Source organism: Apolloniradiicaulis salifontis (assembly GCF_053756655.1).
In genome coordinates, this window is sequence record NZ_CM132387.1 from 148,454 (window position 1) to 162,543 (window position 14,090).

At 66.6% G+C, this 14,090-nt stretch carries 16 protein-coding genes; 3 read left to right on the forward strand and 13 right to left on the reverse strand.

Annotation, left to right across the window (positions count from 1 at the left end):
- The first annotated feature begins 27 nt into the window (after positions 1 to 27).
- The 3 genes from ACWCOP_RS00735 to ACWCOP_RS00745 all read left to right on the forward strand — a co-directional run bounded on the left by ACWCOP_RS00735 (position 28) and on the right by ACWCOP_RS00745 (position 2,957).
- Positions 28 to 915, forward strand: coding sequence for a F0F1 ATP synthase subunit gamma (locus ACWCOP_RS00735; RefSeq protein ID WP_478249306.1), 888 nt, complete (start codon positions 28 to 30; stop codon positions 913 to 915).
- A 65-nt stretch (positions 916 to 980) separates the two neighbouring features.
- Complete coding sequence (gene atpD / locus ACWCOP_RS00740) at positions 981 to 2,420, forward strand: F0F1 ATP synthase subunit beta (RefSeq protein WP_478249307.1); 1,440 nt, start codon at positions 981 to 983, stop codon at positions 2,418 to 2,420.
- Positions 2,421 to 2,555: 135 nt separating this feature from the next.
- On the forward strand, positions 2,556 to 2,957 hold the full coding sequence (locus ACWCOP_RS00745) for a F0F1 ATP synthase subunit epsilon (protein WP_478249308.1): 402 nt from the start codon (positions 2,556 to 2,558) through the stop codon (positions 2,955 to 2,957).
- Positions 2,958 to 3,079: 122 nt separating this feature from the next.
- Here ACWCOP_RS00745 and ACWCOP_RS00750 read toward each other — a convergent pair whose 3' ends face one another.
- From ACWCOP_RS00750 to ACWCOP_RS00810, 13 genes are all read right to left on the reverse strand, one after another.
- Positions 3,080 to 3,598 (reverse strand): RNA pyrophosphohydrolase, encoded by a 519-nt coding sequence (locus ACWCOP_RS00750; RefSeq protein ID WP_478249309.1) that lies wholly within the window; start codon positions 3,596 to 3,598, stop codon positions 3,080 to 3,082.
- Positions 3,595 to 4,707: a divergent polysaccharide deacetylase family protein gene (locus ACWCOP_RS00755; protein ID WP_478249310.1), complete on the reverse strand. Its 1,113-nt coding sequence runs from the start codon at positions 4,705 to 4,707 to the stop codon at positions 3,595 to 3,597. Before ACWCOP_RS00755 ends, ACWCOP_RS00750 begins: the two co-directional genes overlap by 4 nt.
- 129 nt (positions 4,708 to 4,836) lie before the next feature.
- Positions 4,837 to 6,141 carry a S41 family peptidase gene (locus ACWCOP_RS00760; RefSeq protein ID WP_478249311.1) on the reverse strand — a complete coding sequence of 435 codons (1,305 nt, stop codon included), beginning with the start codon at positions 6,139 to 6,141 and terminating at the stop codon, positions 4,837 to 4,839.
- Between the two features lie 36 nt (positions 6,142 to 6,177).
- Positions 6,178 to 7,437, reverse strand: a complete 1,260-nt coding sequence (locus ACWCOP_RS00765; protein ID WP_478249312.1) for a murein hydrolase activator EnvC family protein — start codon at positions 7,435 to 7,437, stop codon at positions 6,178 to 6,180.
- On the reverse strand, positions 7,434 to 7,907 hold the full coding sequence (locus tag ACWCOP_RS00770) for a 23S rRNA (pseudouridine(1915)-N(3))-methyltransferase RlmH (protein WP_478249313.1): 474 nt from the start codon (positions 7,905 to 7,907) through the stop codon (positions 7,434 to 7,436). The genes ACWCOP_RS00765 and ACWCOP_RS00770 overlap by 4 nt, the downstream gene beginning before the upstream one ends.
- An 11-nt stretch (positions 7,908 to 7,918) precedes the next feature.
- Positions 7,919 to 8,260, reverse strand: a complete 342-nt coding sequence (gene rsfS, locus ACWCOP_RS00775) for a ribosome silencing factor (protein WP_478250708.1) — start codon at positions 8,258 to 8,260, stop codon at positions 7,919 to 7,921.
- A 102-nt stretch (positions 8,261 to 8,362) separates the two neighbouring features.
- Positions 8,363 to 9,358, reverse strand: coding sequence for an L-histidine N(alpha)-methyltransferase (gene egtD, locus ACWCOP_RS00780; RefSeq protein WP_478249314.1), 996 nt, complete (start codon positions 9,356 to 9,358; stop codon positions 8,363 to 8,365).
- Between the two features lie 51 nt (positions 9,359 to 9,409).
- A complete protein-coding gene (locus tag ACWCOP_RS00785) occupies positions 9,410 to 9,964 on the reverse strand; it encodes a nicotinate-nucleotide adenylyltransferase (protein ID WP_478250709.1) in 555 nt (184 codons plus the stop codon).
- 88 nt (positions 9,965 to 10,052) lie between these two features.
- The gene (proB, locus tag ACWCOP_RS00790) at positions 10,053 to 11,177 is read right to left on the reverse strand and encodes a glutamate 5-kinase (protein WP_478249315.1); all 1,125 of its coding nucleotides are present in this window, start codon (positions 11,175 to 11,177) and stop codon (positions 10,053 to 10,055) included.
- Positions 11,174 to 12,235, reverse strand: coding sequence for a GTPase ObgE (gene obgE, locus ACWCOP_RS00795; RefSeq protein ID WP_478249316.1), 1,062 nt, complete (start codon positions 12,233 to 12,235; stop codon positions 11,174 to 11,176). The genes proB and obgE overlap by 4 nt, the downstream gene beginning before the upstream one ends.
- A gap of 18 nt (positions 12,236 to 12,253) precedes the next feature.
- Positions 12,254 to 12,820, reverse strand: coding sequence for a GNAT family N-acetyltransferase (locus ACWCOP_RS00800; RefSeq protein ID WP_478249317.1), 567 nt, complete (start codon positions 12,818 to 12,820; stop codon positions 12,254 to 12,256).
- A gap of 128 nt (positions 12,821 to 12,948) precedes the next feature.
- Positions 12,949 to 13,218 (reverse strand): 50S ribosomal protein L27, encoded by a 270-nt coding sequence (gene rpmA / locus ACWCOP_RS00805; protein WP_478249318.1) that lies wholly within the window; start codon positions 13,216 to 13,218, stop codon positions 12,949 to 12,951.
- Positions 13,219 to 13,251: 33 nt separating this feature from the next.
- Positions 13,252 to 13,917, reverse strand: coding sequence for a 50S ribosomal protein L21 (locus ACWCOP_RS00810; RefSeq protein WP_478249319.1), 666 nt, complete (start codon positions 13,915 to 13,917; stop codon positions 13,252 to 13,254).
- Between the last annotated feature and the right edge of the window lie 173 nt (positions 13,918 to 14,090).

Sequence of the window (14,090 nt, forward strand, 5' to 3'; positions counted from 1 at the left end):
GATGGGAAAGGCTGGTCAGGACACGCCATGGCGTCTCTCAAGGACCTGAAAAACCGGATCAACTCGGTCAAATCGACCCAGAAGATCACGAAGGCGATGCAAATGGTCGCCGCGGCCAAGCTGCGTAAGGCGCAGGAGGCTGCAGAGGCTGCGCGACCCTATGCCGAGCGCATGGCGGCGGTGATGGCCAATCTGTCCAACGCCATGGACGGACCGGAAGCCCCGCGCCTTCTGGTCGGCACGGGCGAGGACAAGGTGCATCTGCTGCTGGTCTGCACGGCCGATCGCGGCCTGTGCGGCGGCTTCAACACCAATATCGCGCGCCTGGCCCGCGAACGGATCTCGTCGCTGGTTTCCGACGGCAAAGAAGTGAAGATCATCACCGTCGGCAAGAAGGGTTATGAGCAGCTCAAGCGTCTGCACGCCGACAAGATCGTCGACCGCGTTGAGCTGAAAGACGTTAAGAAGCTCGACGGCGGCGTCGCCGGCTCCATCGGTGAGAAGGTGCGTGTTCTGTTTGAACAGGGCGCGTTTGATGTCTGTGAAGTGATCAGCTCCGAGTTTGTTTCGGTGATCAGCCAGAAGCCGCGCGCCCAGACCCTGATCCCGGCGCGTGACGCCATTGATGAAAGCATCGAGCGCCCCGACCTGAAGGGCGCTATCTACGAGTACGAGCCCGACGAGGAGACAATCCTCTCAGAGCTTCTGCCGCGTTATGTGAACACGGTCATTCTGTCGGCGCTGCTGGAAAACGCGGCGGGCGAAATGGGGGCCAAGATGGCCGCCATGGACTCCGCGACGCGCAACGCCGGCGACCTGATCGACAAGCTGAACCTTCAATACAACCGCAGCCGCCAGGCCAAGATCACCAATGAGCTGATCGAGATCATCTCCGGCGCCGAAGCGGCGGTCTAGGGCGAACCATTATACTTCCGGCAGGCCGACGCGCCGCCGAACGAGAAAGACGAGAGGCTGACACGATGAGCAATCTCAAGGGCCGTATCACGCAGGTCACCGGCGCGGTCGTGGACGTGGACTTCGAAGGCGGGCTGCCCGAAATCCTGAACGCGCTGGAGACCTATAACGGCGACCGCAAGCTGGTTCTGGAAGTCGCACAGCACCTGGGCCAGAACGCCGTGCGGACCATCGCGATGGACGCCACCGAGGGCCTGCGCCGCGGCCAGGACGTCACTGACACCGGATCACCGATCATGGTTCCGGTGGGCCCGGCGACGCTGGGCCGCATCCTGAACGTCACCGGTCAGCCGATCGACGACGCCGGCGAGGTCAAGGGCGTCAAGATGGCCCCGATCCACCGCTCGGCGCCGACCTTTGAAGAGCAGTCCACCGAAGCGGAAATCCTGCCCACCGGCATCAAGGTCGTCGACCTTCTCTGCCCCTACGCCAAGGGTGGCAAGATCGGCCTGTTCGGCGGCGCGGGCGTGGGCAAGACCGTGCTCATCCAGGAGCTGATCAACAATATCGCCAAGCTTTTCGGCGGCTACTCGGTGTTCGCCGGCGTCGGCGAGCGCACACGCGAGGGCAACGATCTCTATTACGAGATGATCGAGTCCGGCGTGAACCAGGACCCCAAGGCCCATGACGGCTCGGCCGAAGGCTCGCGCTGCGCCCTGGTGTTCGGCCAAATGAACGAGCCGCCGGGCGCCCGCGCCCGCGTCGCGCTCGCCGGCCTTGCTCAGGCCGAGTATTTCCGAGATGAAGAGGGCAAGGACGTCCTGTTCTTCGTCGACAATATCTTCCGCTTCACCCAGGCCGGCGCCGAAGTGTCCGCGCTTTTGGGCCGCATCCCGTCCGCGGTGGGCTATCAGCCGACCCTGTCCACCGACATGGGCGCGCTGCAGGAGCGTATCACCTCGACCAACAAGGGTTCGATCACCTCGGTGCAGGCCGTGTACGTGCCCGCCGACGACCTGACCGACCCGGCCCCGGCCACCACCTTCGCCCACCTGGACGCGACGACGGTTCTCAACCGTTCTATCGCGGAAAAGGGCATCTATCCGGCCGTGGACCCGCTTGACTCCACCTCGCGCATCCTTGAGCCGCGCATCGTGGGTGAAGAGCACTACCAGACCGCCCGGCGCGTGCAGGAGATTCTTCAGCGTTACAAGGCGCTGCAGGACATCATCGCGATCCTTGGCATGGACGAGCTGTCTGAAGAGGACAAGCTGGTGGTGGCCCGCGCCCGCAAGATCGAGCGCTTCCTGTCCCAGCCCTTCGATGTGGCCGAAGTGTTCACCGGCTCGCCGGGCATCCAGGTGCCGATCGAGGACACCGTGAAGGGCTTCAAGGCCATTTGCGACGGTGAATACGATCACCTGCCCGAGCCGGCCTTCTACATGGTCGGAACGATCGAGGACGCCGTGAAGAAAGCCGAGCAACTCGCGGCCGTCGCGGCGTAGCGACAAGACCCGGCGCTGAGCCGGGTCTGAAACTTTCGGACTGCATCCATGATGTCTGTCCGTACTGAGACGATCGGGTGAGGGGCTCTCCCTCACCCTTTATCGTCACCTCGGTGTCCAGGGAGATGAAGCCCGATGGCTGACAAGCTGCACTTTGATCTGGTCGCGCCCGAAGCGCGCGTGTTCGCCGGTGAGGTGGATATGGTCGTGGTACCGGGCAGCGAAGGCGATTTCGGCGTGCTCGCCGGCCATGCGCCCTTCATGTCCACGATCCGCTCCGGTGCTATCGCCATCCATGACGGCGCGCAGGTGACGCGCACCTTCATCCATGGCGGTTTCGCCGAGGTGACGCCGGACGGCCTCACCATCCTGGCCGAAGAAGCCATCGATCTGACTGAGATCGATCCCGCGGAGGTGGAGCGCCAGCTAACCGAAGCGCGCGAGGATCTGGGCCAGGCGCGCGATGAAGCCGAAGAGCGCGACGCCGAAAACCGTGTCCACAAGCTCGAAGCCCTGATGACCGCGATCCGCAATTAATCCTTGCGCGAGGTCTGAAGACCGAAAAAGCCCCGCTCCATGGAGCGGGGCTTTTTGATTGCGGACGGCGGATATCAGAAAGGGGCTGAATTGGCGGTCGCCGTCAGTCGGCGACCGCTGCGCTAACCCGCGAACGCTGCGAACCCCTTCGCCACGGTCTCATAGACCGGCCGCTTCCAGGGAATGATAAGCTCGGGCGTATCTTCAAGCGGGACCCATTTGAAGGCGTCGAATTCCTGCGGCGGGACGGCTTTCAGGTCGAAACAGCTGTCGGCGCCGATGAAGCGATAGGCGAACCAGCGCTGTTTCTGGCCCTTCCAGCGGTTCTTCTTGCGCTGGCCGAGGACCTCGCGCGGAAAATCGTAGGCGACCCAGCCGGGGATTTCGCCGAGCTTCTCCACCAGATCTCTGGTGATCCCGGTCTCTTCGTAAAGCTCGCGCAGGGCCGCTGTCTCGACGTCCTCGCCCGGGTCGACGCCGCCTTGAGGAAACTGCCAGTTATGGGGGCCGGTGGTGGCGTATCGTCGTCCGACCCAGACCAGCCCGGCGCTGTTGAACAGGACCACGCCCACATTAGGGCGGTGTTCGGGAAAGGCGTCGGCGGGTGCGCCCGTAGCGCCGTCGCTTTTACCGCCGCTCATGTCTCCGGCCCGGCTTCGGCCTGGCGCAGGGTCATGACATAACTGGCGGGCGCCAGCTGATAGCCGCGCGAGGCGAGATCCTCAGCCCAGGCGGCCACGGTGTCCACGGTGGCCGGATAGGCGAACCCGGACCCCAGCGAGGTGCCGTTCTGCAGCGCCAGCGCCTCAAGCTCGAGAAGGCGCGCGTCGATGGCGGCGGGGCCTGGATCACCATCCACCACCCGGTCGGCGAGCGCCAGCTTCGCGCCGGCGGCGGTCGCCGCGCCTTCCAGCACCGGGCGGCGCCCTGACCCGTCATGGAAGATGGATAGCCCGCGCCCTTCAAGATCTGCGAAAACGGCCGTGAGCGGCTCCTGGGCGGCGCCGAGCCGGGCGCCGAGATAATTGGCGACACCGGCATAGCCCGCACCGCGCGAGAGAAGCGTCAGCAGGCGGCGGCGGTTCTCCGCGGCGCTGGCTTCGGCAAGCAGGGTGTGGGGGCCGGGGTCGTTGTTTGGATAGTCGAACGGCTCCATGGGCAGCTCGATGAGCACTTCGTGGCCGTCGGCGCGCGCCGCGTCGATCCAGTCCTGCAGATTGTCGCTATAGGCTGCAAAACTCAGCGTCACCTCGGACGGCAGGGTGTCGATGGCGCGCCGGGTGAGGCTCTCGGACAGGCCGAGCCCGCCGACGACAACCGCGATGGTGGGTGCGTCGGCCACCCCTTCGAACGGCTTGGCGTATGCCGTGTCGGGACGCCGGCCGTCGGCGGCGATGACGGGAAGCGGACCGCCGGGGCCGGGCTCGTAAAGGCCGGCCAGGGGGGCCATGGGCCCGCGGGGGCGGGGCGCGACCGCCACCGGCGCGGCTTCAAGCGCGGTTTCCGTATCGGTGACGCCGGGAAGGCTCACGCCTTCGGCGTGGCTCTCGGTGAACGGATCGGCGGGGCCTGCGTCAGCCAGGACAACCGGTTCGGGTCTGGAGATGTCGGCGGTGGCGCCGGTGGGGCCGGGCTCGCCGCCGGCCAGCCACGCCAGCGCGCCCGCCGCGCCGACGAGCAGAATGGCGGCGCCAAGGCCCGCCAGCAGCGGGCCGCGCAAGGGCGAAGGATCGCGGGACGGTCCGGCCATGGAAAATCGCCTCGATTCGGACGCGCGCACAGGACGCGCGATTCGACATCAAAGGCTTAACGCCGCCAGACGTAAAGAAGCGTTAACGATGGCGCGCTGAACCCTTGAGGTCCGGCGCGCGATCGGTTTTTAACGCTCCAGAGCCGCTTGATCGCGGGTCATCATGGCTTGCAGCACCTCCATGGCGCGCGAGAGCTGGTAGTCCTCATCCTCGGGCCAGTCCTCGGGGGGCTGCTCCACCGCTTCGGAGTCGATCTCGGCGCGCTCCTCGCCGGTCTCATTGCCTAGTGCGTTGCGAAGATCCGCCTCGGTGAAGCGCGAGGGCGCATCCGGGTCGATGCGCCGGCCTGAAACGGCGATGTCAGGCAGAATGCCGGTGGCCTGGATCGACACGCCCGCCGGCGTGTAATAGCGCGCCGTGGTCAGGCGCAGCGCGCCGTCACGGCCGCCGCGCAGGGGGATCACGGTTTGCATGGAGCCCTTGCCGAAGCTGGTGAGACCCAGAACGGTGGCGCGCTCCCGGTCCTTCAGGGCGCCGGTGACGATTTCCGATGCGCTGGCCGAGCCCTGATTGATCAGCACCACGATGGGGGCACCGTTCAGCATGTCGCCGGGATCGGCGTTATAGCGCTGGGTGTCGCGCGGATCGCGGCCGCGCGTGGAGACCACTTCACCGCCGTCGAGAAAGAGGCTGGAGACGCTCACCGACTGGTCCAGAAGACCGCCCGGATTGGAGCGCAAATCCAGAACGAGGCCTGGCAACGGGCCGCCATGGGCCTCAGTGAGGTCGCGAATGCCGGCCACCACGTTCTCGGTCGTGTGCTCGTTGAAGGTGGTGATGCGCAAATAAGGCGTTCCGTTTTCCTCCATGCGCCAGGTGGCGGCACGCACCTCGATGATGTCGCGCACCACGGTGACGTCGAACGGATCGACGCCCTCGCGAGCGATGGTGAGGATCACCGGTTCACCGGCCGGGCCGCGCATGCGGTCCACCGCGTCATTCATGTCCGCGCCCAGCATGCTCTCGCCGTCCACCGCGATGATGCGGTCGCCGGATTCCAGTCCGGCGCGCTCGCCCGGCGTGTCTGCGATGGGGGAGATGATGGTGATCATCTCATCGCGAATGGTCACCTCGATGCCGACGCCGCCATATTCGCCGCGGGTGGACACCTGCATGTCCTGAAAATCGTCCGGGCTGAGATAGCTTGAATGGGGGTCGAGCGCCTGGAGCATGCCGTCAATGGCGCTCTCGATGAGCTCGGCCTTGTCGGGATCGGTTACATAATCGGATTCGATCCGTGTCAGAACGTCGGCGAACAGGTCGAGCTGACGGAAGGTCTGCTCGCGCGAGCCGTCATCGCCCTTGGCCGACACGGCGAGGGTCGCCGCGCCGAGGCCGAAAATCACTGCGGAGGCGAGGATATGTAAGCGCATGCGGTTCATCCTTGGTCACGCCCTTGGCGTTGCGTCTCAGCCTCTGCGAAATTCGGGCCGGAGCCAGTCCTCGGGGTCGGCGGCGTCTTGCGAACTGCGTCGTATCTCCAGATAGAGCATCGGAGCCGGATTTGCACGGTCCGGCATGACTCCCACCGGTTCACCGATAAGAAGAGACTGGCCTTCGGAGGCGAAAAGAAGGCCCAGCCCGCCAAGAACCAGAGTGTATCCGTCCGGCGTGTTGATCATCAAGACGCCTTCAAAGTCCTGAAACGGGCCGGCATAGACCACTTCGCCGTCAAACGGCGCGCTGACCTGGGCCCCGGGGCTGGTCTCAAACCAGATCCCGTCGCGCCGCAGCCCGTCAGGTCCGCGATCGCCGGCGCTCACCGCCAGATCGCCGCGCGCCGGCGGGCGCAGCCGGCCGCGCATATCCGCAAAACGCAAGGTCTGCGCCGGCTCGGTCAGTGGCTGGGCGTCCACCAGAACCCCGGGCTCATAGGGAACCGGGCGCGGCCGCGGCGTCGGGATTGAGCCGGCGCCCTCCGGTGTCAGGTCCGGCGTCAGATCTGGTTGCTCAGGGCGCGGCGCCGGGCGCGGCGACACGGCGGCCATGCGCCGGATTTCGGTCACAAGCTCACGAAGGTCGCCAGCTTCAGCCGCGATGCGCGCCGCCCGGCGGGACAGATCGTCGGCTTCGGCGCGCAGCGTGGCCTGCGCCGCACGCCGCTCCTCGATCAGGCGGGTCACTTCGCGGCGGGTCGTTGCAAGGGCGTCGCGCGCGGTGATGAGCTGGACGCCCCGGACCTCCAGCTCATCGCGCAGCCCGGCAAGCTCGGCCAGGCGGCGATTGACCGCGTCCGCCCGCGCCTGCAGCTGCGGCGCGATCTGCGCCAGCAATCCGGCCGCCCGCGCCGCTTCGGCCGCATCGTCGGGCGTCACGGCGAGGGCGGGCGGGTCGGCCATTTCGATGCGTTGAAGGGCGGCCAGCACGCGCGCCAGCCCGGCGCGGTCTTGGGTCAGGCGCCCCACCAGGGCGGCCTCCTCGGCCTCCAGCCCGGCCATGCGCGCAGCCGCCGCGTCGGCTTCGGCCTCGCGCGCCCGCACCCGTTCGCCGGCCTCCACCAGGCGGCGCTGCAGTTCTGCGATCTCAGCCTCGGCGGCCTCGGCCGCCAGCGAGCGGGCGCGCGCCTGCTCACGCAGGTCTTCAGCCTGGGTTTCCAGATCGTCGAGGCGCTCGGCCTGCGGCGGCTCTTGGGCGCTCAAAAGGGCGGCTGCGAGCAGGGCGAGCATCATCCCTCGCGGTGGTAAGGCGTTCCGGCGATCAGCGTGACCGCACGATAAAGCTGTTCGCTGAGCATGGCCCGCGCCAGCATGTGAGGCCAGGTCGCCTTTCCAAAGCTTAAAAGCCGCACGCCGCCGGGCAGGAGCTCGCGGGCATGGCCGTCGGCGCCGCCGATCAGAAACGCCGCCTCGCGCACGCCGTCGTCGCGGGAGCTGGCCAGAAGCTCGGCGAAGGCGGTGGAGCTGAAGCCCTTGCCGGTTTCGTCCATGGCCACGACCAGCGCGCCGGGCGACAGCCCATCAATGAGGGCGCGCGTCTCTGCGGTCTTGTCTTTGAGGCTTCGGGGATCGGTTTCGCGCTCGGTGAACGGGCCGAGCCCGTGGGAGCGACCCAGAACAGTCGCCCGCGCAAGCCAGTCATCGACCAGGACGCGCTCCGGAGCAGCCTTCAACCGGCCCACGGCGCGGATTTCACAGCGCACGAAGCGTCAGATCAGGCCGCGCCGCCAGGAGCGACCGACCACATCTTCTCCAGATCATAGAATTGGCGCACTTCCGGGCGGAAGACATGGACGATCACGTCGCCCGCATCGATCAGCACCCAGTCGCATGTCCGCAGACCCTCGACCCGCGCGCGGCCGTGACCAGCTTCCTTGAGCTTGCGCACAAGGTGGTCGGCGATGGCGCCCACATGCCGGTTGGACCGACCGGTGGCGACGACCATCACGTCACAAATCGAGGATTTGCCCTGAAGGTCGATGGCGACGACGTCTTCGGCTTTGTCATCGTCGAGCGTGGAGAGCACAAGCTCTTCCAGCGCATCGGCCGCGATCAGGCTTTCAGGCTCGGCGTCGAGGGCCGGGCCGGCGTCAGTGTCGCGGCGATTGAGTTCTATGGACAGCGTCCAAGCTCCCTTGTTGAACCAGAAGTCCTCATATCACGCTTTGTCACCATATTCGAGCCAGTGAATGGAGAATGGCGCAGCGTCGCTGACCCACACATGGGTGGGCGAGAAACCGGCCGCAACCGCCAGGTCCTGGAAGGTGCTCACAGTGAATTTATGTGAGTTTTCAGTGTGGATCGTTTCGTGCTCGCGTATCACGAATTCGCGCCCGGCGATCGTGAACGCCATGTCGCGCATGGCCTGAAGATACATTTCCACGCGCGAGCGATACGGGTTCCAGTGAGCCCGATACTTCAGCCCTGACACGTCGAGATCGCCGTCCAGCTCCAGATTGATCCGGCTGACCAGATTATAATTGAAGTCCGCGGTGGCGCCGCCGGCGTCGTCATAGGCCGCCTCCAGCGTCTCCTTGTCTTTTCTCAGATCGACCCCGATAAGCAGCACGTCGCCCGGCCGCAGCCAGCCGCGCAGGGTTTTCAGCAGCGCCAGCGCGTCGATCAGTTCAAAATTTCCGATGGTGGAGCCGGGAAAGAAGGCGATCCGGCGTCCTTCCGGAAGCGGCAGCGCGCTCAGATCAAGATCGCGAGTGAAATCGTGGCATACCGCCCCCACAGGCAGGCCGGGGTGGTCGGCGGCGATCGCCTCGCAGGCCTCGCGCACATGCTCACCGGAAATATCCATGCCCACATAGGCGGCCGGCGCATCCAGCACGTCGAGCAGCTTGCGGATCTTAAGGCTTGATCCGGCGCCGGGCTCGAGCACCACCGCGCCGCGTCCGGCGCGTTCGCGCAATTGCGGCCCGATTTCGTCCAGAAGGGCGAGCTCGGTGCGCATGACATAGTATTCGGGCGCCTCTGTGATGAGGTCGAAGATCTCGGAGCCGGCCTTGTCGTAGAAGTATTTCGGCTGTAGCGCCTTTTGCGGCTTTGACAGCCCGGCAAGCACGTCGGTTTTGAAATCGCCGGCGGACGGATGCAGGTCTTCGTAAAAGGCCAGCGCGTCGGCGCCGGTCCTGGCTGTCTCACTCATGAAAGATCGGGCTCGCTTCTGGGGCGGAAAAGGGGGCGAAGGGGGGCGGACCTAACGCGATCCGCGCATCTCACGCGATGCGTGAGGGTGTAACGGCTCGGTGAGATAAGTCCACCCTGGGACCGTGACAGTTAGGGCGCGCGCGCGGCTGGGCAAAAGGCGATGACGCGCCATGCGCCGCGCCGCCGGCGAAAGGCGGGCTGCGAGCCCGGATCCCGGACGCGACACCACGCAGATCGGCACGCGCCGGGCGATCTCGGTCCAGCGGCGCCAGCGGTGCAATTCGGCCAGCCCGTCGGCGCCCATGATCCAGACAAAGCAGACGCCGGGATGGCGCGCCTGCAACCAGGCGATCACATCCACCGTGCGGCTGGACGCCAGATGCGCCTCAAGCCCGCTGGCCACCATGCGGGGTTCGGGCGCGGCGGCTTCGATCAGAGCGAGGCGCTCGGCCAGCGGCGCGGGCGCATTCTCCTTGAACGGATTACCGGGGCTCGCCAGCCACCAGACACGGTTCAGCCCCAGCCGTTTCATGGCGCTGCGGGCCACATGAACATGGCCGGCGTGGGGCGGATCAAACGTGCCGCCATAAAGCCCCACCGTCATGCCCGGGCAGAGAGCTTCAGTCTTGAAAGCGGGGCGTCCGGAAAAGGCCAAGCGGGGCTCCTTGATGTGCGATCAACGTGTCGGGCGGTCAGTCGAGCACGACGTCGCCGGCGTGCACCAGCGCGGCGCCGCGGCGATAGCCGAGCGCGGCCTCGATCTCCGTTGTGTGGCGCCCGGCGATGGCGCGCGCCTCATGGTCGTCATAACCGGCGATTCCGGCTGCGAAGACGCGCCCGTCCGGCCCCGCCAAAACCACCGCCTCGCCCCGGCGAAACCGTCCCTCCACCGCGGTGACGCCTGCGGGCAGAAGGCTCTTTCCGGTTAACACCGCCGCATGGGCGCCGGCGTCCAGGATCAGCCGGCCTGACGCGGCCAGCGATCCGGTGATGAAGGCGCGCCGCGCGCTTTCCGGGCTCACGCTGGCGTGAAACAGGCTTGCGGGCGCGCCCGCCGCGATGGCGGCCAGGGGGTGATCCATATCGCCGCGCGCGATGATCATGGCGCAGCCTGACCCCACGGCGATCCTGGCCGCAGCGATCTTGCTGGCCATGCCGCCAGTGCCCGCGCCGTCGGCCCGGGCCGGACCGGCCATGGCCTCGATCTGGCGCGTGATTTCGGGAATGTCGGGTATATGGGCCGCGCCGGCCTTTTTCGGGTCGTCAGTATACAGACCGTCCACATCGGACAGCAGCACCAGAAGGTCGGCGCCTACAAGCTGCGCGGTGCGCGCGGCGAGGCGGTCATTATCGCCAAAGCGCAATTCCTCGGTCGCCACTGTGTCATTCTCATTGATCACCGGGACCGCGCCGCGCGAAATCAAAGTCTCCAGCGTGGCGCGCGCGTTCAGCCAGCGCGGCCTGTGCTCGGTGTCGGCGGGGCTGAGCAGCGCCTGCGCCGCGGGCAGGCCATGGGGGGCCAGCGCCGCGTCCCACATCTGGATCAGCCTGGCCTGTCCGGCGGCGGCGCAGGCTTGTTTTTGCTCCAGCGACAGGCTTTCGCTGGCTGAAAACCCCAGGCGCGGCCTTCCCAGCGCCACGGCGCCGGAGCTCACCAGCACGATGTCGCGGCCAGCCGATCTGAGGCCGGCCAGGTCGGCGGCCAGGGCGTCGAACCGGTCGGTGCGCGCGCCGGTGCGCGCATCCATGAGCTGGGCCGAACCCAGCTTGACGACGACGCGCCGCGCGCGCGTCAGCGCCGCAGCGGCCGTAGTCACGGCGTCCAGCTGGTTTCGCCGCGCGCCTGCGCCTCGGCGGCGTCGCGGGCGGCGGCTTCGGCCTTGCGCCGTCCGTCGACGGCGTCCCAGATCAGCCCCAGAAGCGGCTTCACGCCGTCGCCGCTGACGCCGGACACGCGATAGATCTTGCAGCCGGTGCGCTTGGCGAGCTCGGCGGCCAGCGCCTCGACGGTTTCGGGATCGGCTGCATCGGTCTTGTTCAGCGCGATGATCTCGGTCTTGTCCTCCAGCCCGGCGCCATAGGCGTCCAGCTCTCCGCGCACGATGCGGTAGGCGTCCAGCGGATCCTCGCCGGTGGAGTCGATAAGGTGCACCAGAAGGGCGCAGCGCTCGATATGGCCCAGGAACCGGTCACCCACGCCGGCGCCCTCATGGGCGCCTTCGATGAGGCCGGGAATGTCGGCCAGGATGAAGCGGTTTGAATCACCCATCTCCACCACGCCCAGATTGGGATGCAGGGTGGTGAAGGGATAGCTTGCGATCTTCGGGTGCGCGCGGCTGGCCGCCGCCAGGAAGGTGGATTTGCCCGCATTGGGCAGACCGATGAGCCCGGCGTCGGCGATCAGCTTCAGCCGCAGCCACAGCCAGCGCTCCTCGCCGTCCTCGCCCGGCTGGGAGATGCGCGGCGCCTGATTGCGGCTGGTCTTGAAGTGGGCGTTGCCCTTGCCGCCGCGCCCGCCGCCCGCCAACAGAACGCGCTGGCCGATCTCGGTGAGGTCGGCGAGCACGGTCTCCTGATCATCGTCCAGGATCTGGGTGCCCACCGGCACCTTCAGCACGGTGGGTTCGCCATCGCGCCCGGTGCGGTTGCGCCCGGCCCCGTGCAGGCCGCGCTCGGCCTTGAAGTGCTGCTGATAGCGGTAGTCGATGAGGGTGTTCAGCCCGTCCACCGCCTCGGCCCAGACATCGCCGCCCTTGCCGCCGTCGCCGCCGTCCGGCCCGCCGAACTCCACATAGGCTTCACGCCGGAACGAGACGCTGCCCGCTCCGCCGTGGCCGGATTTGATGAAGACTTTGGCTTGATCAAGAAATTTCATGGAGGAGCTTTAGACCCTTCAGGGCGTGATTTCGAGCCCCATGCCCTTGTGAGGCAGGCTCTTCATGGCGGCGGTGCAAAATTGCGGGGTCTCGTCGCCGTCATGGGAGAAGCCCAGCTTCTCCAGGACGCGCGCCGAGGCGGGATTGTGGGCGAAATAGCCGGCGTGGAAGCTCTGCGCACCCATGGCGATCGCCACATTCAGAAGGGCGCGCCCGGCCTCGGTGGCGTAGCCCTTGCCCCAGAAGGATGGCGCGTACCAGTAGCCGAGCTCGCGCCGCCCGTCGCCGCGAACTGTGGCGGAGACCAGGCCGGCGCCCTCTCCGGTCGCCTTGTCGATCACGGCGCGGAAGAGATCGCCGCGATTGGCTTCATTGGCGCGCGCGGTGAGGATGAACATTTCAGCGGCCAGCGCCGGGTTCGGGCTTGGCACGAAAGCGAGCTTGGAGGCCACCTCATAGCGCCCGCTTTCCCGGCTCACCCAGCCCGCATCGTCCAGCGCGAGCGGGCGCAGGGTCAGGCGTTCGGTCTGAATGATGTCGGGCGGCGTCGTGGGAGCGGGCGTTTCAGTCTTCAACGTGTTCATCCCGGCCTCCTGTCAGGCGGGAAGGGGCATGAAAAAGGGGAGACGGCGACCCGTCTCCCCTTCGACTGTCCGTGATCGGACCGGATCGCCCCCTTGAAGGGTGAGGCGACCATTATCGTGCGATCGCCCTATTCAGCAGCCTCGGCGAGCGGGGCGATGGACACGAAGGTCTTGTCGTCTTTCCTCTTGCGAAACGCGACGCGGCCCTCGGTGAGCGCGAACAGGGTGTGATCCTTGCCCATGCCCACATTGTCGCCGGGATAATACTTCGTGCCGCGCTGGCGGATGATGATGTTGCCCGGGATCACGTGCTGACCGCCGGATTTCTTGACGCCGAGGCGCCGGCCTGCACTGTCGCGGCCGTTGCGCGACGAACCGCCTGCTTTTTTGTGAGCCATGGTGCTCTCCCTTCAGATTCGGTGCGCGCGGCCTTACTCGCCGGCGAGTTTCTTGGCTTCAGCGACCCAGTCGCCATTTTCGGCTTTGGCCTTCACACCGGGGATCTCGCCGTCGAGGCGCTCGATCTCGGCTTCGTTCCAGGCGGCGATCTGAGCAAAGCTCGTCACGCCGGCGTCGTGCAGCTTGGCGGCGAAGGCGGGGCCCGCACCGGTCAGCTGGGTCAGATCGTCGGCCGCGGAAGACTTGGCGGCCTTGGCGGCGGCCGGCTTGGCGGCGGCTTTCTTCGCGGCGGGCTTTTCGGCCTTCGCATCGGCCTTGGGAGCTTCAGCGGGGGCTTCGGCGGTTTTCGCGGTCTTGGCTTTGCCCGACAGCTTGGACTTCTCGCCGGGCTTCAGGATCTCTTCGATGGAGATCACGGAAATCCACTGGCGGTGGCCCTTGTTGCGGCGATAATTCTGACGGCGGCGCTTCTTGAAGACCTTGATCTTCTTGTCTTTGCGGGTGTCGAGCACGTTGGCGGTCACCGCCGCGCCGCTCACCAGGGGCGCGCCCACGGTGGTGTCGCCTTCGCCGCCGACCATGAGGACTTCGTCAAAGCTGACGACATCCCCGGCTTCGGCGTCGAGTTTCTCGATCCGCAAAACGTCGCCGGAAGCGACACGATATTGTTTGCCGCCGGTTTTGATGACCGCGTACATGGCCTTGTCCTTTTCATTTCGGATCCGTTTCGCGAGCGCGCCCTCTAAAAGAAGACCACCCGGCCGGAGCCCTTTTTCTTCGCCGGTTCTCATACGATCCGGCGTTGTGAACACGTCAACGCCCCGCCCGGAACAATCCAGGCGCAGGCGAGAGCGCGCGATATAGTCGTACG